17 protein-coding genes are annotated in these 22,074 nt (G+C 40.1%); 14 read left to right on the top strand and 3 right to left on the bottom strand.

The genetic code is table 11. The features are described 5' to 3' along the window. Nucleotides 1-221 precede the first annotated feature (221 nt). The 7 genes from DIZ80_03070 to DIZ80_03040 all read left to right on the top strand — a co-directional run bounded on the left by DIZ80_03070 (nt 222) and on the right by DIZ80_03040 (nt 5,897). Entirely contained in the window at nt 222-842 is a 621-nt protein-coding gene (locus tag DIZ80_03070) for a threonylcarbamoyl-AMP synthase (protein RDH84476.1), read from the top strand. Between the two features lie 7 nt (nt 843-849). Next, nucleotides 850-1,494, top strand: a complete 645-nt coding sequence (locus DIZ80_03065; GenBank protein RDH84475.1) for a site-2 protease family protein — start codon at nt 850-852, stop codon at nt 1,492-1,494. A gap of 82 nt (nt 1,495-1,576) precedes the next feature. Then, nucleotides 1,577-2,791, top strand: coding sequence for a tryptophan--tRNA ligase (locus DIZ80_03060; GenBank protein ID RDH84474.1), 1,215 nt, complete (start codon nt 1,577-1,579; stop codon nt 2,789-2,791). Nucleotides 2,792-2,908: 117 nt separating this feature from the next. Next, nucleotides 2,909-3,769, top strand: coding sequence for a segregation/condensation protein A (locus DIZ80_03055; protein ID RDH84473.1), 861 nt, complete (start codon nt 2,909-2,911; stop codon nt 3,767-3,769). Between the two features lie 6 nt (nt 3,770-3,775). Further along, nucleotides 3,776-4,648, top strand: coding sequence for an SMC-Scp complex subunit ScpB (gene scpB / locus DIZ80_03050; GenBank protein RDH84472.1), 873 nt, complete (start codon nt 3,776-3,778; stop codon nt 4,646-4,648). A gap of 253 nt (nt 4,649-4,901) precedes the next feature. Next, nucleotides 4,902-5,141, top strand: coding sequence for a hypothetical protein (locus DIZ80_03045; GenBank protein RDH84471.1), 240 nt, complete (start codon nt 4,902-4,904; stop codon nt 5,139-5,141). A gap of 57 nt (nt 5,142-5,198) precedes the next feature. Next, nucleotides 5,199-5,897 carry a hypothetical protein gene (locus tag DIZ80_03040; GenBank protein ID RDH84470.1) on the top strand — a complete coding sequence of 233 codons (699 nt, stop codon included), beginning with the start codon at nt 5,199-5,201 and terminating at the stop codon, nt 5,895-5,897. 33 nt (nt 5,898-5,930) lie between these two features. On the opposite strand, the gene DIZ80_03035 is transcribed toward DIZ80_03040, so the two are convergent. From DIZ80_03035 to DIZ80_03025, 3 genes are all read right to left on the bottom strand, one after another. Then, entirely contained in the window at nt 5,931-8,339 is a 2,409-nt protein-coding gene (locus DIZ80_03035; GenBank protein ID RDH84469.1) for a hypothetical protein, read from the bottom strand. A 182-nt stretch (nt 8,340-8,521) separates the two neighbouring features. Beyond that, a complete protein-coding gene (locus DIZ80_03030; protein RDH84468.1) occupies nt 8,522-8,815 on the bottom strand; it encodes a PilZ domain-containing protein in 294 nt (97 codons plus the stop codon). A gap of 123 nt (nt 8,816-8,938) precedes the next feature. Beyond that, nucleotides 8,939-10,021, bottom strand: coding sequence for a hypothetical protein (locus DIZ80_03025; GenBank protein RDH84467.1), 1,083 nt, complete (start codon nt 10,019-10,021; stop codon nt 8,939-8,941). A gap of 175 nt (nt 10,022-10,196) precedes the next feature. Here DIZ80_03025 and DIZ80_03020 point away from each other — a divergent pair, with 175 nt between their 5' ends. The 7 genes from DIZ80_03020 to DIZ80_02990 all read left to right on the top strand — a co-directional run bounded on the left by DIZ80_03020 (nt 10,197) and on the right by DIZ80_02990 (nt 22,053). Next, nucleotides 10,197-11,168 carry a 23S rRNA pseudouridylate synthase B gene (locus tag DIZ80_03020; protein RDH84466.1) on the top strand — a complete coding sequence of 324 codons (972 nt, stop codon included), beginning with the start codon at nt 10,197-10,199 and terminating at the stop codon, nt 11,166-11,168. Continuing rightward, complete coding sequence (locus DIZ80_03015; protein ID RDH84465.1) at nt 11,071-12,180, top strand: thioredoxin; 1,110 nt, start codon at nt 11,071-11,073, stop codon at nt 12,178-12,180. Before DIZ80_03020 ends, DIZ80_03015 begins: the two co-directional genes overlap by 98 nt. Before the next feature lie 195 nt (nt 12,181-12,375). Next, nucleotides 12,376-13,380, top strand: coding sequence for a GTP-binding protein (locus tag DIZ80_03010; GenBank protein ID RDH84464.1), 1,005 nt, complete (start codon nt 12,376-12,378; stop codon nt 13,378-13,380). Nucleotides 13,381-13,688: 308 nt separating this feature from the next. Next, nucleotides 13,689-16,124, top strand: coding sequence for an alkaline phosphatase (locus DIZ80_03005; GenBank protein ID RDH84463.1), 2,436 nt, complete (start codon nt 13,689-13,691; stop codon nt 16,122-16,124). Between the two features lie 645 nt (nt 16,125-16,769). After that, entirely contained in the window at nt 16,770-17,453 is a 684-nt protein-coding gene (locus DIZ80_03000; GenBank protein RDH84462.1) for a TetR family transcriptional regulator, read from the top strand. Then, the gene (locus tag DIZ80_02995) at nt 17,450-18,919 is read left to right on the top strand and encodes a hypothetical protein (GenBank protein RDH84461.1); all 1,470 of its coding nucleotides are present in this window, start codon (nt 17,450-17,452) and stop codon (nt 18,917-18,919) included. The genes DIZ80_03000 and DIZ80_02995 overlap by 4 nt, the downstream gene beginning before the upstream one ends. Next, entirely contained in the window at nt 18,919-22,053 is a 3,135-nt protein-coding gene (locus tag DIZ80_02990) for a hypothetical protein (protein ID RDH84460.1), read from the top strand. The genes DIZ80_02995 and DIZ80_02990 overlap by 1 nt, the downstream gene beginning before the upstream one ends. The last annotated feature ends 21 nt before the right edge of the window (nt 22,054-22,074 follow it).

The raw sequence follows: 22,074 nt of genomic DNA, 5'->3' as shown, positions 1-22,074 counted from the left end.
GGGGATAGGTCGCTGCTTTTTGCGCCCTGTCCCCTACTGTGATGCCATCAAAAGATGACGTAGTAGATCGACTTCGTAGTGCTTTTAATAGTATCGCAACAGGGGACAGAGCTGGAAAAATGCTCTTTCTCCGGTGGATATGTGCCTAAACAGTCGTTACTATCAATTACTCTAAATTTTACTATGCCTAACCTTCACTTTGCGTCAAAATACGCCGCCTTATGAGTCAATTTTTCGAAATACATCCAGAGAATCCGCAGAAGCGGCTAATTCACCAGACTGTTGAAATTATCGACAACGGTGGAGTGGTGGTATACCCCACGGATTCCAGTTATGCCATTGGTTGCCATCTGGGTGACAAGTCGGCGATGGAAAAGATTAGGCGTATACGTCAGGTGGATGATAAACATCATTTTACGCTGGTGTGTAGTGATCTGTCAGAGATTGCTACTTATGCAAAAGTCAGTAATGCAGATTATCGTTTGCTCAAATCGCTCACACCCGGGCCGTATACCTTTCTGTTAAAAGCAACATCAGAAGTGCCCAGACGATTAATGCATCCGAAAAGGCGCATGATTGGAATAAGAGTGGTAGATGACCCAATTGTTAAAGCGATGCTTGAAGAGCTTGGGCAGCCTATTATGAGCTCTACATTGATTATGCCGGGTAATGAAATGCCCGAAACAGACGCTCATGATATTCGTGAAAAGCTGGAGCATCAGGTCGATTTGATTGTGGATGGTGGCAACTGTGGTTTTGAAGCAACTACGGTAATAAATATGGTAGAAAACCCGCCAGTGCTTGTGCGCGAAGGAAAGGGAACCGAGCATGGGCTGGATTAAATCATAAATGGATGAAGTTTATAAAATTCTGCTGGCCCTGTTCCCGATAATTATGGCTATAACACTGCATGAGGCAGCTCATGGGTGGGTGGCATTTAAACTGGGTGATTCTACCGCCAGAGACCTTGGGCGTATAACGGCAAACCCGATTAAACATATAGACCCAATCGGTACAGTGTTAATACCGGTTGTGATGATTCTTGTTACCGGTTTTGCGTTTGGTTATGCCAAACCAGTGCCTGTTGATGTGCGTAAATTTGAGCACCCTCAGAAAGATATGGCGCTTGTCGCGCTGGCGGGGCCACTTTCAAACTTTATTATGGCTGTCTTCTGGACGTTTGTATTAATGTTGTCATATAAGTTTATCCCTTCTGGCGCGGTTGCAAATGCGGTTAAATATATGTCCGGTATAGGCGTCATCATTAATATTATATTGATGGTGGTTAATTTATTACCCATGCTTCCTTTAGATGGTGGGCGTATTGTTACCGGTGTTTTACCGTTTAAATGGGCGGTTATATTTGTTCGATCAGAGCGTTACGGTATGTGGCTGGTTATTTTGCTTTTAGTCACAGGAATTCTAGGTAAAATACTCATGCCCATGGTAGAGATGGTGCAAAAGAATTTATTTGGCCTTTTTGGTTTAGGTTGATGTAGGCGTGCCTGAAAGGTGCCTGCAGAGAAAAATGTAATAATCAAAACTATAGCGAATTGCTTGGTTTTTAGGAGAAATTTTGAGTTCAGTTCTAACGCAACACCAGCGTGTATTATCAGGTATGCGGCCGACAGGTCTACTGCATCTGGGGCACTATCACGGAGTTTTAAAAAACTGGGTTAATTTACAGCACGAATATGAGTGTTTCTTTTTTGTGGCCGACTGGCATGCATTGACCACGCATTATGATGATCCTCGCATTATTGCTGAAAGCACAAATGATATGGTCATTGACTGGCTGGCAGCGGGTGTGAGCCCCGGTTCATCTAAAATCTTTATACAGTCTCGTGTACCAGAGCATGCGGAATTACATTTATTGCTTTCTATGATTACACCTCTGAGCTGGCTTGAGCGTGTGCCTACTTATAAAGATCAGCAGGAAGCGCTTAAAGAAAAAGATCTGGCAACCTATGGTTTTCTGGGTTACCCATTACTGCAATCGGCTGATATTCTGGTCTACAAAGCTGGCCAGGTGCCTGTAGGTGAAGATCAGGTTGCGCACGTTGAGCTTACCCGTGAGGTGGCACGTCGTTTTAATCATATATATGGTCGAGAGCCCGGATTTGAAGAAAAAGCGGAATCTGCAATTAAAAAGATGGGTAAGAAAGATGCTCGACTTTATCGCGATTTACGTAAGCGTTATACCGAGCAGGGTGATCAGCAGGCATTAGAGGTTGCTAAGGCGTTACTTGAAAATCAACAGAATATTTCTCTCGGTGATCGTGAGCGTTTATTTGGTTTTCTGGAAGGCGCAGGAAAAATAATTTTACCTGAGCCTCAGGCGTTACTAACGCCTGCATCTAAAATGCCGGGTCTGGATGGGCGCAAAATGTCCAAATCTTATCGTAATACGATTTCTCTACGAGAAAGCCCGGATGATATATCGCAGAAACTTCGGACAATGCCGACGGATACTAACCGTGTGCGTCGTACTGATCCGGGTGATCCAGATCGTTGTCCAGTATGGCAGTTACATGAAGTTTATTCAGATGATGAAAAAAAACAATGGGTTAGAGAAGGTTGCACTTCAGCGGGCATAGGTTGTGTAGATTGCAAACAGCCGGTTATCGATGCAATGGTTGCCGAGCTTAAACCCATACGTGAGCGTGCTAAGGATTATCTGGATGACCCTTCAGCCGTGCAGGCAATAATTGATGAAGGAAGTGAGGCGGCACGTGATGTTGCACGTGATACACTAGATGAGATACGTAAGGTTATGTGCTTAAGCCGGTAACTATCCAGCTTACCCTGTATGGCTACCTCAAATAAATATTTGTTAAAGTAGATGAATATTATTGTGTTGTAGGTGGCCCTGAAGGTGTATCTACAAATTAACATTAGAATAAATTGAATGAATCAACCCGTTAACATTGAAGACTCGGCATCGAAAGAGCCACCAGCACAAACTGAAATGCCCTTTGCGGTAGTTCAGGGTGAGCCGCTGGCTTTATTGCCCGAGGATTTATATATTCCGCCGGATGCGCTTGAAGTCTTTATGGAGGCTTTTGAAGGGCCACTGGATTTACTGCTGTATTTAATTAAACGGCAGAATCTGGATGTGCTGGATATTCCTATTGCTAATATCACTAAACAGTACATGCAGTATATTGAAATGATGGAAACCATGCGTTTTGAGCTGGCAGCAGAATATCTGTTGATGGCTGCTATGTTGGCGGAAATTAAATCTCGTATGCTGTTGCCTCGTCCTGAATCAGAAGATGATGAGGATGATCCACGGGCTGAGCTGGTACGTCGTTTACAGGAATATGAGCGTTTTAAGCAGGCAGCTGAAAATCTGAATGAAATACCACGTCAGGAACGTGATAGCTGGGTCGCTAAAGCTGAAGCACCACCACTTGAGTTAACCCGACCCGAGCCGGAAGTAGATTTACGCGAACTTCTCACTGCTTTTAAAGATATTCTTAATCGGGTTGATGTAAGTAGTAGCCATATGATTCAGCGCGAGACGTTATCAATTCGTGAAAAAATGACAGCGGTATTGGCTTCGGTTACTACGGATGGTTTTACTGACTTTACCAGCCTGTTTGATTATGCCGAGGGTCGCAAAGGTATTGTAGTGACCTTTATGGCTATATTAGAGTTATTGAAAGGTGCAATGATTGATCTGGTTCAGTCTGAGCCATTTGCACCTATTTATGTAAAAGCGGCTAGCGATTCTGAGTTGCCGCCTGATCTGGATATACAAGAATAGTTAGTTATGGAACAAGCAAAGTTAAAAAATATTATTGAAGCCGTTTTACTGACAGCAGACCAGCCAATGGAAATGCGTAAGTTAGAAGCATTGTTTGAAGCTGATGAAGAGCAACCCCCAAGCAAAGATAACATTCTGCAGGCATTGCAGGAGTTACAGGCAGACTATGAAGGTCGTGGTATAGAGCTTAAAGAGGTTGCCAGCGGTTATAGAATGCAGGTAGAGCCTTCAAATGCACCCTGGGTTTCTCGCATGTGGGAAGAAAAACCACCCCGTTATTCCAGAGCATTATTAGAAACACTGGTATTAATTGCTTATAGACAACCTATTACCCGCGGTGAAATAGAAGAAATACGTGGTGTAAGTGTAAGCAGTCATATTGTTAAAACTCTGACAGAACGCGAGTGGGTACGGGTTTTAGGGCATAAAGATGTACCGGGTCGCCCTTCGATGTATGGTACAACACGTGATTTCCTTGATTATTTCAACCTGAAAAGCCTCGATGAATTGCCGAGTCTGGCAGATATTACCGATCTTGATAAATTACATCCTGAACTGGCACTTGAGCAGGAAGTACCGGCAGCTGAAGCAGGAGAAGGCTTGGAGAGATCAGAGGCTTCAGAGGCTTCAGAGGCTTCAGAGGCTTCAGAGGCTTCAGAGGCTTCAGAGGCTTCAGAGGCTTCAGAAGCTTCAGAAGCTTCAGAAGCTTCAGAAGCTTCAGAAACTTCAGAGGCTTCAGAGGTTTCAGAAACTTCAGAAACTTCAGAAAATATCGTCGAAAATGATGATAATGAAGCTGAAAATTCTCTAACTACTGAAAGTGATGATGGAGCAGATGAGCTTGCTGACAGAAATGAAGAAGAACCTGTTATAAACTAATCGTTTTGCCTGTTTTAATGTAGCTCTCTATAGTTCGTTATTACAGTGTAGGGGCGGGCTTTATTTAGTTCACGATGTTTCCAGGTTAAATCGCAGATTAAGCCCGGCTTCCACAAAAACTCCCATTCTCATTGCTTTATACGTGGTTTTTCACCAGTTATCGTATTAGAGCGACGTTTCAGCACTCAAAATTGAAATAATGGCTACATTATGATATAAATTGATTAAGTATAATTTCGTCTGGAGTATCGATATGGGCGTTTTGTCAGTTCAAAGTGAAGCAGTGCAGGGTATTCAGCGTGGTCTGGATGGTTTGCGTAAAAATGCATCAGAAATTGCCAGCGCTGATCAGCTAAATAAGGCCGGTCAGGGGTCGAATCTAGAAGGTTCTCTTCTGGATCTAGAGCAAAATAAAGTTCAGGCTCAGGCTTCTGCAAAAGTTGTTTCAGCAATTGATGAAGTTGTTGGTAGTATTATTGATATACGCGCATAGGCGTAAACTGAACTAATCATTTTTTCTGGTCTTAAGTGCTTACAGTAGAAGTGTCTTATGATTGTAAATAGCTCACAAAATATTCAAAGTAGTAATCCAGTTGGCACCAGTTCATCAAGGCGTGTTAATGATGTAACTCGCTCGTCTAATCTTAATTCTGAAGATAAAGAAGCTGAAAAAGTTCAGAAGCAACAGGATGATAACCTTCTTCGACAGTTACGTGCACGTGATCGTGAGGTAAGAGCGCATGAGGCCGCTCACGTTGCAGCGGGTGGAAGTCTTGTAAGAGGTGGCCCCAGTTTTACCTTTCAAGCCGGTCCCGATGGTCGTACCTATGCCATAGGTGGCGAAGTCAGGTTAGATGTTTCGCCTGTTGCGAATGACCCGCAGGCTACTTTAAGTAAGGCTGATCAGATTAGAGCAGCTGCTCTGGCGCCAGCTAATCCTTCTCCTCAGGATTTAAGGGTTGCGGCCAATGCTAATCAGCTGGCTTCGCGAGCGCGAGTTGACCTAGCTATTCAGCGCAGAGAAGAAGCTAAGTTAGAAGAAAATGAACAAGCTATAGAATCTGTTTCTTCATCAACTAATGAGAAGGCTGTCGATACAGTGCCAGCAGTCGAAAGCTCATCACCAGCGGTATCGTCAGCAGAGTCTGCGAATTTGCAAAGTAGTGAACCACCTGCTGCTGCAATCAGTAATTTTATGGCAACGGCTCAGACAGAGCCAGCTCCTGTGTTGCTTAATCAGTTTGCCTGAAATAGCGTCAGCAGTTTGTTTATAAAAGTATATTTAACTTATTTTTCGGGACCTATTTAGAATTGAATTTAATTCAATAGTGATTTCTTCTACATTGACAGGCTTAGTTAAATAACAACAAAAACCAGACTCCATTCCCTGATTAATATCTCTTTGTGTTGCTGCTGCACTTAATGCTATTACAGGTATATTTTTCGTTTTATTATTCTGTTTTAGTAACTTAAGTGCATCAATACCACTTATTCCCGGTAGGTTAATATCCATAATAATTATATCGGGCTGTTTGTCTGTTGCTATTTTTACGCCTTCTTCGGCATTTGTTGCGGATATCATCTTTATATATGTAAGGCTTGTTACGAGTTTTTCCATTAGTTTTAGACTTTGGGGGTTGTCTTCAACGTATAGTAGAGTGCTCGTGTTTTCAGGGTGTAATTTAGAATTGGTAGTATTATTTATTTCTGAGTGTTTTGTTATTTTTGTTTTGTCTGCTTTAGGCAGTTCAATACAGAATGAACTGCCTTGATTTAATTTGCTTTTGAAATTAATGTTTCCATTCATTGCTTCAATTAACTGTTTAGAAACAGTGAGACCTATACCTGTTCCTTCAATGTGCTGAGCACTGGAGTGAAATCTTGTGAAGGGATTAAAAACCTGATGTTGTTTGTTCTCAGGAATGCCTGTTCCATTATCTATAATGCAAATTTTCAAATAATTATTACTTATTTCTGTCAGGTTTATATCTATAGAGCCATTATCATTGTTGTATTTTATGGCATTCGAAAGAAGGTTTAATAATATCTGTTTAAGGCGAGTATTATCAGCACGAACAAAATAATTATTAGATATTTTTAAGTGGTTCTTTATTATAATGTTTTTTTCATTGGTTAATGTTTTTACCAGAGTGATGCATTCATCGATTATTGAGTATACATTTATCGATTCAGTATTGAGTGATATTTTTCCGGCTTCAATTTTTGCCAGATCAAGTATGTCGTTTATTAAATGTAATAAGTGATTCCCGCCATCCATAATTTCTTTAACATTATCTTTCTGATTTTCTGTTAATGGTTCTTCCTGGTTGGTTGCAAGCAGTTGGCAAAAACCCAACACAGCATTTAATGGTGTTCTTAAGTCGTGAGACATGGCTGAGATAAAATCAGTTTTTACTTTATTGGCGTTTTCAGCGTCATTTTTTGCCTGTATAAGCTCTATTTCATTTTGTTTTTGTTTTGTTATGTCATGAAAGATGGCTGTGAAAATTCTTTTTTCATTAATTTTTATTTCACTAATGGCAATGTTAATAGGGAAACATTCCGCATTCTTTCTCTTTGCCTCTAAAACCCGGGAAGAACCAATAATAGTAGATATACCAGTGTGGAGGTATTTATTAATGTAACTATCATGTGTGTTTTTTGATGAATCAGGTAAAAGTATGTTAAGGCTTCTACCTATTGTTTCTTCAGATGAGTACCCGAACATGTTTTCAGCTGCCCGATTAAAACTAATAATAACGCCTCTTTCATCTGAAGTTATTATTCCATCTGCTGCGTTATTCATTATTTCTTCAAGTTTACGTGTGATCTCATTTGATTCACGTTCCTTGTTTTTTAATTCAAGCGTTCTTGATTTTACTTTTTTTTCTAGATTAATTTCATATTGTATGCGGTTTTTTTCGTATGCCTTCTGTGCGATGTACCTTTTTTTATCTACACGGCTATAAGAAAAAATTCCGATATAGAAAACCATAAGCACGACTATGTGGTCTATTGTTATTGAACGAATACTGGTATTAATCAGATTTAAGTATGGTTTTAATTTGATGGAAACACTTACTCCGCCTCTAATATCACCTACTTTAAAACCAAGGTGACCATGGCACTTAATACATCCTTCCTCCATGACCATCGGTTTCATGTAACGTAAGTAAGGTTCACCGTTTATCGTTGACTCTTCGTAAACTTCACTTTCTCCTGTTTTAAATCTATCGAGTGCCTGAGATTCCCATTCATCTGCATGGTTTATAGGGTTTAATGTTATTTTTCCTGTAATACTACCTTTGATTCCATAATCCTCCTCATATTCTTCGATCATCTGGCGCATCATATAAGCCGGATTCATTAGTGTCAGCTTTATACCTTCTGTTGTAACTATGTCTCGATTGGGGATGTGTTTAAGGAAGGTGTTGGGAGGTGTGCGATCATCTGGTTTTACATATACGCCTCCGTGTTTGGTTGCCCAGATGCGAAAAGCCTGATCCTTGTTCCAGTTTGCTTTTGCTTCTGTCAGTGCGTCATCAATTTTTTCATCATGTAGTCGATTAATATTCCAGTATAAAGAAAACCCTATTAAAGTTGTGCATATTATAATGAATACGATCAAGCTGGATAAATTTGGATTATAAGTGGATTTTTTCTCATTAATTATATTAGTGAGAGGTTTCACATGTATGTACCTACTTAATCAGGTTTAAGATAGATAAATGGTTAACTAGATTGTAGTCGATTTAGGAGGGATTAATATGTGTATGGTAATTTATTGAGGGGGAGTAAATTTGCTCCAGCTGGGATCCAGCTGGTGGAGAAGTAGAAACGATCTCGCCGATCAGTCGTTAATCAGCAGAAATATTATCGCTTAGTTATATTACCCGCAAGTAAAAAGCTTTCAGCGTCCTGTTCTTCACAACGAGTGACTTCCATTACGATATCAAGTGGTGGTGTCACATCATTTTCAGGTTGAATTGATACACGTACCTCTGTACCAGGATTAACCGACTGGTCAGCAATGATTGAGATACCATCACCACTTAGATCGCTTACTTTGCCTGATTTTTGATTGCCCGACCCATTGATTGTGTACTCCGCATCACACTCAAGGTTCATGCGAAAGAAGTTACGTTTTTCAGAGTAGTCTGTAGTCATAAAATCCCCGTTTTCTAATGTTTTGCATTCACAGGTTCAAATTCCTGTATATCATCAGTGTAGAGCTGGGGAAAAGTAAAATCTATGCCTTTTATCCGGTTTTGTGAAGAATGTCTACCATATCTAGTGGAATTTCTTTGCTAGAGGCACAATATTAGGCTTAGCTGATGCTTCTTCGACTTCGTAAGGCCAGTCTCTAATACCGCCTTCCAGTGAAAGTGCTTCAAAATTGTGCTCATGTAATATTAAAGTGGCAACAGCACTTCTGGGCCCGGAGTGGCAATAGATGATGTAGGGTTGCTGGTCATTAAGTTTACTGAGTTGATTTTGCAATTCTGACAGCGGTATTGGTACTGCGCCAGGAATTCGATTTTCGTTATATTCTTCAGGGTAACGGACATCTAGTAGTTTATAGCCATTATCCAGCATGGTTTTAGCTACCTGCGCCTGAACAGTCGGCACTTTGGGGCGGCTTTTTAGTTGTTGATAGTCGTCTTTACCCAAAATGAGTATTTCACTGTCTTCAAGCATAACGACGGTTTCATCGGTGTTTTTGCTCGAAACCTGAGCTTCATCACCAAAGATATCACCGATGCCCAGTTCAGTAATACGTTTGAAATTCTGACTTATGCTATCAAATCGTTGAACTTCAGCTCGTCCGCTTAATATTAAATAATATGCATCACTTTTATCTGCCGGTATGGTTTCGCCTTTGTTAAAGCGGGATGGTTTCATGCGGGAGAAAGCGCTTTCAATATATTCTATGGGTAAACGTTGAAATACCAGAGTATTTCGTATCATATCAATGTATTTAACCGTATTACGGGTTTCACGACCAATATGATCCCAGGCAATAATGGTATCTAGTATATCCCGATTAGCATGGCTGATAATGCAATTGGATTTAGCGATAATGCTGCAGCTACTTTTTTCATTGGGTAATAAAACCGGACTGCGCTGAGTATCTTCAGGGTTAGTTATAGTGCGAATATTACCTTCGCAAATGATGTCTATTTCACCTTCCATCAGGTACAGATAATCCTGAGATCGGGAGCCCCTCATCTGTAGTATTTCATCCTGTTGCAGTTCAATAATACGAATGTGATTAACAATTTCCTGTAAGCGCTCGGGGCTCAGGTTGTTAAAAGGAAAATAAAGGTTGCTCAGTTTGAACAGGACTTTTTTCAGTTTTGTGCTTATGGTCATGGCAACAGGCAGTTATTAAAAAACTGCGAAAAATGATTCAATCCTTCGAGTATAGTATAAATATATTGACTTGCAGCGTGCGAAATAGATATGTAAGCGGCCTATTGAGCATGAGAAAGTAGTACAATGCAGATTAATCAGTTTTTCATTGTTTTATCCGGAAAAGATTCATTTTATGAGTAAAGAACGTATACAAAAAGCGCTGGCCCGACAGGGGCTGGGTTCTCGACGCGCGATCGAAGGTTGGATTAAAGAAGGTTTAATTCAGCTTAATGGTGAGGTTGTTGAGTTAGGGCAACAGGTTGAAACCGGTGACGTTATTATGTACAGCGGGCGTAAAATTATTATACGTGATGTACAGCAGACATTGCCGAGGGTGTTGATGTACCACAAACCTGAAGGTGAGGTGTGTACCCGAAGCGACCCCGAAGGGCGAGCAACCATTTTTGATCATGCACCGGGTTTGAAGCACAGTCGATGGATAGCCGTTGGCCGTCTGGATATCAATACGTCAGGGTTAATATTATTAACCGATGATGGTGATCTGGCAAATAAATTGATGCACCCGTCTAGTCAGTTGCAGCGTGAATATGCTGTACGTGTTATGGGTAAGGCCAGTGCCGAGCAGCTTAAAAAGTTAACCCATGGTGTTGAGCTTGAAGATGGCAAAGCCAGATTTGAGGATATTGTTGAAACGACAAATGAAGATGGCTCACCCGGGGCGTCTTCCAGTTTTAATCGCTGGTATCATGTTGTTTTGATGGAAGGGCGAAATCGAGAAGTGCGTCGTATGTGGGAAGCGGTTGATCTTAAAGTTAGTCGCCTGATACGAGTTCGTTATGGCTCGGTTTTAATGACTAAAAGTAATCGTCCGGGACGATTTTATGAACTGGATCCTAAAACGATTCGTGAGCTGGCAGTGCTTGCGGGTATTGAATATGATGCATCGTTAAAATCAGGCGTGCCTGTAAAAAAGGTATTTCGCATGCAGGGCCGTAAACAAACAACCAGAGGTCAGGGTGGTCGGAGTAGAAGTAACGGAGGTGGAAATGCACGGTCGGGATCTGGTAGTGCAAAAAAACCATCATCAAAACGTACCGGTACGTCCTCTAATCGTCAGAAGTCAAGTCATGATAAACGTCGTTAAATTAATTATTATATTACCTTTTCTTTATATGCAGAATGTTACTGCAAAGACGGAAGGTAGCTTGTCCGAAGGTATGGTGAACCCGGGTTATGAAGAACAACCTGCCTGGTTTAAAAATTCCTTTTTAGATCTGGACGAAGATATAGAGGATGCTCGAAAATCGGGTAAGCGTCTGATGGTGTTTTTTTATCAGGATGGTTGTCCCTATTGTAAAAAAATATTACAGGATAATTTTGGCCAGCGTGATATTGCAGAAAAAACCAGATCTAATTTTGATGTGATTTCGTTGAATATCTGGGGTGATAGAGATGTAAGTTTTGGTGATATTGAAACTACAGAAAAAGATTTTGCCGAACGTCTTAAGGTAATGTATACACCTACATTGCTTTTCTTTAATGAAGAAGGTAAAGCGGTATTACGCACTAACGGTTACTATCATCCTGCTAAATTTAATGCGGCATTAGATTATGTTTTAGGTCATCATGATAAAAATGAAAAATTTAGATCGTTTTTAGCCAGAGTCTCCCAAGTTAAAACAAAGGGTAAAATATATAAAGATATTGAAACTGTAAAGTCACCTTATGATTTCAGTAAAACATCAGATAAATATCAACTGGTTATGTTTGAACAAAAACAATGTGTAGAGTGTGATGAGTTACACAGCGATATTTTAAAGCGAAAAGAATCGATTGAGCAGTTGGCTAAATTAAATGTATCTGTGTTAGATATGTGGTCGGATGAAAAAATCACTCAACCCGGTGGAAAAAAATCGAGCATAAAAGAATGGGCTAAATCCTTAAATATTCAGTATGCGCCGAGTCTGGTTTACTTTAATCAACAAGGTGAAGAGGTGTTTAGAAGTGATGCATATCTGAAAGCTTTTCATGTTCAGTCAGTTATGGATTATGTAAGTAGTGGCTCTTATAAAGCACAATCTAATTTTCAACGATATATTGATGCTAGAGCGGATAAGCTTGAAGAGCAGGGTATACATGTTGATATTATGAAGTAACTCTTCTGACTGAAAGCAAATTAGTGCTCATTTAAAGTCATCAGTTTTAAAATAATATATCCCCATTATTAGAGTGTGTCTCTAAATTTAGATTAATTATTTTAATTGGTTCTAAAATAATCTGCCATTGTTGAATGGCTTGTAATGCTCTCAGAAGTTTTCTTTTAAAATATATTTATTATTCATGGGTAACTGGTGACAACATATAAAAATATCCCAACAAACATTATCTCTGGGTTTCTCGGCGCAGGAAAAACAACTGCAATACAGTCTTTATTAAAACAGAAGCCAGAATCTGAGATATGGGCGGTTATCGTTAATGAGTTTGGTCAAATAGGTATTGATGGTGCATTATTAAAAAATGATGATGTTGAGATAAAGGAAATCGCGGGTGGCTGTCTTTGTTGTGTTGGTAGCCAGTCATTAAGTGTCGGTTTAAATCAGATTATTCGATCCATCAAGCCTCAGCGCATTATTATCGAGCCGACGGGGTTAGGGCACCCTGCAAAATTAATTGACTCATTAACAGGTGAGTTTTACCAAACGGTACTGGATTTAAAGGCTGTAATTAATTTGCTGGATGCACGACAGTTAAGCGATGAAAAATATACTAAAAATGAAATATTCATTGATCAGTCAAATCTTGCAGACATACTGATTGCCAGTAAGCTAGACACATACTCCGAAGAAGATAAGCAGCTATTTACTGATTATGCGATGGGATTTGAATCGCCGAAATTAAAAGTCGTAATGGTAGAGCAGGGAAGATTGCAGTTAGACTGGCTTGATTTACCCAGATCACAAAATAGACCCGTCGCATATCCCGAGCTGCATAACACTAATCAGGCTCATCAACACGTTGATGGTGCGTGTGATATTGTGGCTAATAATGTTAACTGGTTCATGGTTGAGGGTCATGCTAATGGTTATTTTAGTGTGGGCTGGAGGGTTGCGGGAGAGAGCGTTTTCAGCAAGCAAAAACTTCATTCTTTTATAAAAAATGCACTTGATACTGGCGTTATTGAAAGAGTTAAAGGCGTATTACATGTAGAAGATAGCTGGATACAGATTAATTCAACTCGCAATGAGTTTCAGGTTTCTATTCAAACGGAGCTAATCTATTCCATTCTGGAATTTATATCTTCTCAATCGATTAATTTGGAAAGCCTGGATTCAGGCTTGAAGGAGTGTAGGATATAGCCAGAAGAAGACACTTGTATATTTTAAAGATACAAGAAAATGAAAACGCATATGAATGCTAACAAACGCAAATTTTTTGTTAGTATGCATGTGGTGCACCACACCGCTTAGTTTTATATTTTTTATTCGTAGCAATTTGCGGTTATTCGTTTTCCCTAATGCCTAACATCATCAACAGTTTTCGCTTCATTATGTTGTAGCATGTCTCTCTAACATAAAATTATTATGAGTTAGCTGTGCTGCAGCAATCTTTTATGTTGTAACAATAGTGTCGTTTTCATGTAAATAAACTGTCATAAATCGTTCGTATGATATGCCTCTTTCAGAATATTAAAGAGGGTAAAATGTTTAACAAAAGCACAATTGCACTAGCAGTTAGTATCACAGTAGCTGGTATTACCGGTTGTTCGAATGATTCCGAGTCAGTCGAGACGAAAGTATTCAATCGTATCGCTACCTATCCAGTATGTATGCAAATCGATAGTAGTTGTAATACTGATGATGAAACAGCAGCTGAAATTGTTGCTGCAAGTGAAGATGGTAATACCCTGGTTTATTCTGACAGCCCAGCTGAAAAAGTTGGCTTTGTTGATATAAGCAACTCTGCTTCACCCGTTGGACTGGGCACTCTGGCCATGGGCGGGGAGCCAACCTCGGTTGCGGTGAAGGGGAATTACGCACTGGTCGGTGTTAATACCTCAACTGATTTTGTTAATACTTCTGGTGAGTTAAAAGTGGTTGATATAACAGACCGTACTGTGGTGGCTACACTTACTCTGGCGGGACAACCAGACTCGGTCGCTGTTAGCCCAGATGGTTTATATGCAGCTGTCGCTATTGAGAATGAGCGTGATGAAGATCATGTCGGTGGTGCTGACATCGGTATCAATCCGCAACTGCCAGCCGGTTCTCTGGATGTGATTGATATCAGCGATGCTGAGCCGACAAACTGGAGTGTCAGTAATGTATCGATGATCGGTCTTGCTGATATTGCGCCAACAGATCCTGAACCAGAATTTGTTGATATCAATAGTGACAATATTGCAGTGGTAACGATGCAGGAAAATAATCACATAGCGCTGGTGGATTTGGTAACCGGCACGGTCATAAATGATTTCACTGCTGGCAGTACCAATCTTAGTAATATCGATACCAGTGAAGCTAAACCACGTTTGATTGAATTGACTGATAGTCAGCCAGCCCGATTGCGTGAACCAGATGGTGTAGTGTGGATAGATACGAGCTATTTTGCTACCGCTGATGAAGGTGATATGAATGGCGGCAGTCGCGGTTATACTATTTTTGATCTTAACGGCAACGTAGTACATGATGTTGGCAATGAGTTAGATCTGCGCACGGTTCGCTTAGGGCATTACCCTGAAAAACGTTCAGAGAATAAAGGTAACGAACCAGAAAACGTCAAAACCGGTACATTTGGAAAAGATAAATTTCTGTTTGTTAACTCCGAACGTTCCAGTCTGGTATTTGTATATAATGTGAATGATCCGACAAACCCGATATACAAACAGACATTACCGGCTGGTGTTGGCCCAGAAGGTGCCCTGACTATTGCTTCACGAAACCTGCTAATCGTTGCCAGTGAAAAAGATAATCGCGGTGACAAGATGCGTTCTTCACTTAATATCTACGAATATGGCGACGGTGAAGTCCGTTACCCAACCTTACAATCTGTGGATAACAATGGTGTGCCCATTGCCTGGGGTGCGATGTCGGGGCTTGCGGCGGACATTAACAGCGATGATATATTGTATGCAGTTGAAGACAGTTTTTATGGCAGCAATCGAATATTTACAATCGATATATCGAAAACACCGGCTGAGCTGAATGCTGCGAACAAAATTATGGACAGTAACGACGTCTTCGCCAGTATCAGTACGTCTGGTGTGAACGAAGATCTTGATGCCTTCGACGATGTTGATCTGGCGACTATGATCAGTGCTGACAAATCTGTGAACATCGATCCTGAAGGTATCGCTCTACGACTTGACGGTGCCGGTTTCTGGGTTGTATCTGAAGGTGCTGGCACGGTGTTTAACACAACGGATGCTACAACCGTAGACACTAACTCCGGTGCGCTGGAAAGCAAAGCGCGACCGATTGAGAAATTGAACCTGATCTTCAAAACGGATACCAGTGGTGTGATAGAGGAGGTAATTGAACTGCCTGCTGCAATCAATGATAAGCAGCGTCGATTCGGTTTTGAAGGTGTTACAGAGTATAACGGCAAGCTCTATGTGGCATTCCAGCGTGCCTGGGTTGAGTCAGTTGACTTCACAGATCCGCTGAATCCCGTGTCAACACTGGAAAGTAATCCGCGTATTGGAGTTTATGACCTGACTGCAAAAACCTGGATGTTCTATTTTTACCCTCTGGATGCAGCGACTTCGCAAAACGGTGGCTGGGTAGGTGTGTCGGATATTACGTCGTTGGGTAATGGCGAAATGCTAGTTGTTGAACGCGATAACCAGGCTGGGCCGGATGCTTCCATTAAACGTCTGTATAAATTCAGTGTGGCCAGTCTTGTTGATGGTGATACTGTTTCCAAGACGCTGGTTGATGACCTGATCGATGACCTGAGAAATGCAAATGGACTGGTTTATGAAAAAGTTGAAGGTTCGGCAGTACTGTCTAATGGTGATATTTATATTATCAATGACAATGATGGCGTCGATGACAACAGTGGTGAAACCCAGTTGATGAAACTGCAGGGATTACTGCAGTAGTTGTTATTTCAAAGACATAAAAAACCGCAGCATATGCTGCGGTTTTTTTATGTACAGGATGTACGGTATCTTGAAAATGCAGGAGCAATTTTCAATGGTATGGTCTGAATGCAATGTGTGAGTCTACGATAAAATCAACGGGGTTAGGCCTGAAATGCTGTTAGAGCTTCGCCAACAACTTAATTGGTCTTTTTAAACTACCTAAATACATGAATTAACTTCATCGCTATGCTCATAAGTTAATTTAGGTCGCACCATGTCATCTTCATAATTGATGTCACGTAAGAATAAAGCCTCCGCATACAATGTCTCATTCATATAATCCTGTTTAGAAAGAACAGGTCTCATAGTAATTTTTTCTAATATAGGTTTTATCTAAATATATAGCGAAAGCAGGATGCTAAGGGTTTGCCTTTCGATTATCCCTAAATATCTAATTTTACCGCGATTTGCGCTGTTGAAAAAAGTCGACCATGGTCAACAATTGAAACCTAACGGACAACTTACGCCTTTATCAATATATTCTCTTCCATTTGCGGTTTCTTTTTTATTTGTGTTCAAGGCTCAATATTGATTATTTAACTGGACAGAAGGTCATTAATCATTAATATATAACTGACCGGTCAGTTATATAAGTGAATAATCATGTTCTGTGATAAAAAAACAGATTCAAAATGCCGTTGGAAACGCCGTAAAGAGGCTCGTCCAGAAGAAATTCTTGATGCAGCGCTTCAGTTATTCACTGAAAAAGGTTTTAGCTCAACCCGGATGGTTGATGTTGCTAAATCAGCTGGAATCTCTAAAGGCACACTTTATTTATATTTTGATAGCAAAGAAGCTATCTTCAAAGATGTGGTACAGCAACGTATTACCCCTCAGCTTGATGAAGTGGAGGCAATGGTTGAGAGTTTTGAAGGTTCTCAGGCTGAATTATTAAAACAACTTATTAATGGCTGGTGGATGAGTATTGCCTGCACATCCTTATCTGCAATTCCTAAAATTATCGTAGCGGAGTCGGGTAACTTTCCTGAGCTGGCGAGTTATTTCACACAAAATGTTGTTATCCGGTCCCGCAATCTATTTAGCAAAGTAATTAGCAGAGGCATGATTAATGGTGAATTTAACCTGTATGAATCAGAGGCAGTAGCTCGGCTTGTTGTTGCCCCTTTAGTGCAGGCGACAATCTGGATGCATTCTTTGAAACCTTATGATGATGAGTCCGGTACTCAGAATTATCTTCAGTTACATACAGAATTTATATTAAATAGTCTTGTTAAGCAGCCGCAGGTGTTATCACTTGAGTCAAACAGGGAGAATGCACACTCATGAAATTCTGGAAGATAAAAGGTGCAATGTTTGTGTTACTGATTTTTCAATCATCAGTTATGGCTGAACATTTAAATTTACATCAGGTTTTACAAAGAGTTGTTGATCATTACCCTTCAATAAAATCCGCTGCATATCAGGTTGAAAAAGCTAATCAGGAAAATATAAAAGTAGAAAGCCAGCTCTCGTGGTTATTAAACAGCAATGCAGGTTATTCTCGTGATACCAGTTTATTTGGAACCGCGACTGATCGTTATAATGTGGGCGGTAGTGTAAATAGAAGTCTGGAAAATGGTGGCCTGTTGGGATTTAATGCCAATATTTCGCGTGAGGATGCGACGGATACGTTTGGGCCGACAATTCCAAACCCAACAACTAAAACACGTCTAGATGTAAATTATCGACATAAGTTTGAGAAAGGGGCAGGTAATACTTTATATGCAGAAGGATTAGCATCTGCTGAAGCAGGAGAGCTTCTCGCGCTCAGTGATAAATTAAGTCTATATGATCAACTGGCTTCTCAGGTTATCGAGTTATACCTTGCCGCGGCAACTACTCAGGCTCGAATTAATAGTATTGATAAAACCATTGAACGCGCGCAGCGTTTAAAAGAATATATTCAGGATGAATTTAAACTTGGTTTGTCTGAAGAAAAAGATGTATTGCAGGTGGATGCAAGATTAAGCATTAATCAGGCAGATAAACAGAGTTTACAGGTAGCGATGTTAAAACAGGTTATTTCTCTAAATCGATTAATGGGCAAACACTGGGAAAATGTTCTGCTACCCGATACGAGTATTAACCGTTCACAGAATAAAAATTATATTGATCTTTATAAGCAATCTCAGGCTCATAGTCCTGCATTAAAACAAATTGATGCAAGATTACAGTTGGCTAATAGTGCCATTAGAAGTAGCCGTGATAAAAGAAAGGATGATCTTGATCTGGTGTTATATGTAGGCAATGAATTTAATCAGGGTGAGACGAGTAGTGGTGATCTTGATGAGTCAGAACTAATTGGTGGTATCAGTCTGGAATTTAATAGAGGACTTGATAAAAGTGGCTTTGATGCAGAATTACGTCAGGCTCATTATGACAGAGGTATTGCACTGGAAGATAAAAAACAGATATTAGAAGATTTGCAATATGATCTCTCCAGTTTACTGGCAGAAATTAAATCCAGTGAAATTGCGCTAATTGCATTTAAAAAGAGTGTTCAGGCTGAAGATAAAAAATTAAAAGAAGCTTTAGAGCGTTATAAGGATGGGCGTATAGAAACCGATATTATTATTGATTTTGAATCGCAGTTATCCGTGGCTGAACTATCTTATGATTTGCAGGCGATTGAATTAATACGCCGTTATCATCAACTTAATTTAATACGTGGTGGTATATGGCAGGACATTGTATTGCCGCAGTTTACATTTGATGACACCATATTGAGTAATCAAAAAGGGAGTAATCAATAATGGAATCGATAATACGTTATCTGGTTACACGTGGCCTTGTCGTTAATCTGGTTTCAGTTTTTCTGCTTGGAATAGGAACCATTGCTGCGCTTAAATATATTCAGGTAGAAGCTTTTCCTAATGTGAATCTTGATATTATTCAAATTGATGTCGTATACCCAGGGGCATCACCTGGTGAAGTAGAGCAACTCATTATTACACCGATAGAGCAGGAATTACGTTCAATTAATGGCATAGATAAAATGATATCTATGGCTTTTCCAGGTTCTGGCCGAATCTCAATGGAGGTGGATCCATATGCTAATAATAGAGATAGATTAACATCAGATATATCTTTAGCAGTTGATCGAGCAAAATTACCAAACGACCTGCCCAATGATCCATTTGTAACAGAAGTTGATGGTGCTGTATTTCCAATTTTACGTGTGGCTATTTCGGGGAAACGATCTGAACTTGAATTAAAACGATTGGGTGATCTTGTAAAAGAAGATTTGCTGGCAATAGAAGGCGTGGCAAAAATTGGTTTATTAAGTGATAGAAAAGCAGAATACAGTGTTGAAGTTGATCCTGAAAAATTACGTAAAGCGAGGCTTTCCGTTGATCAGATATCACGGATTTTACGTGGTTGGAATTTGAATACACCGGGTGGTGAAATTAACACTTCTGAAGGTCAGAAATCTATTCGTATTGTGGGTGAGTTTAATAGTATTGAAGACGCAGAAAGTATTATTATTCGTGCGAATGCCAGAGGTAATTCGTTACGTTTAGGTGATGTGGCTAAAATCACGGAAGCACTTGAAAAGCCACGAACTCTACATGATGTGCAGGGGATTTCTGCGGTCTCATTATTAGTTTTGAAAAGATCTGACGCGGATATTATTGATACTATAGATCTGGTTAAACCTTATCTAGAAACGATACCTGCTCGATATGGTGAAGATCTGACGGTTAAGTCATTTCAGGATTTTTCGCGTTTTGCCCGCATGCGTTTAGGTGTGTTGACTAATAATGGTCTTGTTGGTGTTGTTCTCGTTTTTATCTCATTAATTCTATTCTTACGTTTTTCAGTTGCGATGACAACAACCTGGGGTTTGCCTATTATTTTTATGACAGGTGTTGCCGTTATTTATGCTTTAGGCATGACTTTAAATCTAATCTCGATGATGGGTTTTATAATGGTATTGGGGATGCTGGTTGATGATGCCATTATTATTGGAGAAAATATTACCTATCATATGGAAAAAGGATTAAATCCGATAGAGGCTGCAGTAAAAGGTGCGGTTGAATTAATCGGTCCGGTTACAACGACAATCCTCACAACTGTTGCAGCATTTTTACCAATGATGTTTATGTCGGGTATTATTGGTAAGTTTGTCATTGCTATTCCCATTGTTGTTATCAGTTTATTAATTTTATCCTGGTTAGAATCCTTTTTTATGTTGCCCAGTCATGTGGCTCATGTAACGAATCCGAACAAACACCCTAAAGAGCGTGCCTGGTTATTAGCGCTAGAAAATACTTATGGGTGGATGCTTGAAAGGGCGATACGTTTTCGCTGGATTACTGTAATTATTTCATTTTCGATATTGATAGGAACAATCCTTTTCGCTAAGCAAAATATGCAGTTTCAGTTATTCCCTCCTGCAGGTGTGGAAGAATATCTTGTTCGTGTCACCGCTAAACCCGGTACATCATTAAAAAGTATGCGAGAAATATTGCGTGGTGTAGATCAGGATATGCGTGATAATTCTAATTTGGAATATCTTGAAGCAACGGTATCACAAAGTGGTGATATTTCTATGGATGAGGGTGACCCCCTTACCCAGCGTGGAAGTCGGTACGGTCAAATACGCGCTATTTATACACCGGCAGTTAGTCGTCCTGAGCATGATGCGAAAGACGATATGAATAAAATTACTATTTTATTGAAAGATAAATATTCAGAGCTGGAGATATCTTCAACATTAATTTCAAATGGCCCGCCATTAGGGCGTGCATTAGAGGCGGAAATTAGTGGTTTTGATGTAAAGTCGAGTGAGCAGGCGGCACAACAGTTAATGGATTATTTACTTACAGTTGAAGGGGTAACAACTATAGATAGTGGTTTAAAACCCGGAGATACTGAATTGCATGTTGTGCTTGATCGTCAACTGGCAACTTATGCGGGTATTGATCTGGATATTGTTTCCCGGCATGTGCGAGCAGCGGCAGATGGTCTGGTTGTTTCAACTATTCGTAAAGGAACAGAAGAGATAGATGTGACTATTCATTTTCCATCGGACGGTGTAGATGAGCTGGAACAAATTAATAAAGTATTAATTCCGAATAACCGTGGTGGTTTAGTGCCTTTGCATAAAATTGCAACGTTAGAAGAGCACCGGGGTTATACGACAATTCGACATAAAAATGGTTTACGCATTGTAAATGTGGTTGCTGATATTGATAGTCTGGTTTTATCCAGCTTGAAGCTGAATAAAATTGTGCAGGATAATGAGTCGTTATGGCTTAAAGGCCTGAATGAAAAAGTCACTGTTAATTATGGTGGTGAACAGGAAAAAAACCTTGAGTCATTTATTAGTCTGGGTAAGGCTTTTATTGTCGCGATAATCGCTATATTTTTTATACTGGCAATTCAGTTTAATAATATGGCTTACCCTTTACTGGTGATGCTGGCAATTCCATTTGGCGCGATTGGCGTGATTATAAGTTTTTATTTGCATGGTTTGCTCTGGAAACCTATGCCTCTTTCATTCTTTTCTACCATGGGTATGGTTGCCTTAACCGGGGTTGTCGTTAATAGTTCTCTGGTGTTACTGGTGTTTGTTCAAAGGGCACGAGAAGAAGGAATGAAAATAAAAGAAGCGATACTACTGGCGGGGCGTAGACGTTTCAGAGCCGTATTATTGACAGCAGCAACTACAGTGATGGGGCTATTACCAACAGCCTACGGCTGGGGTGGATTAGATCATTTTGTTTCACCTATGGCGCTGGCATTATCATCAGGGTTAGCATTTGCAACGGTGGTTACATTATTTACGATACCTGCCACGCTTGCGGTTGGACATGATATAAGGGCGTTTTTGAAACGATTATTAGGTATGAAAGATAATAATGATGTTCAGACTGTTAAGTGAAGGTGCTAATAAAAAACTGTT

The sequence above is a fragment of the endosymbiont of Galathealinum brachiosum genome, from assembly GCA_003349885.1.
Taxonomy (GTDB): domain Bacteria; phylum Pseudomonadota; class Gammaproteobacteria; order SZUA-229; family SZUA-229; genus SZUA-229.
This window is presented reverse-complemented; position numbering and strand designations above follow the sequence as displayed.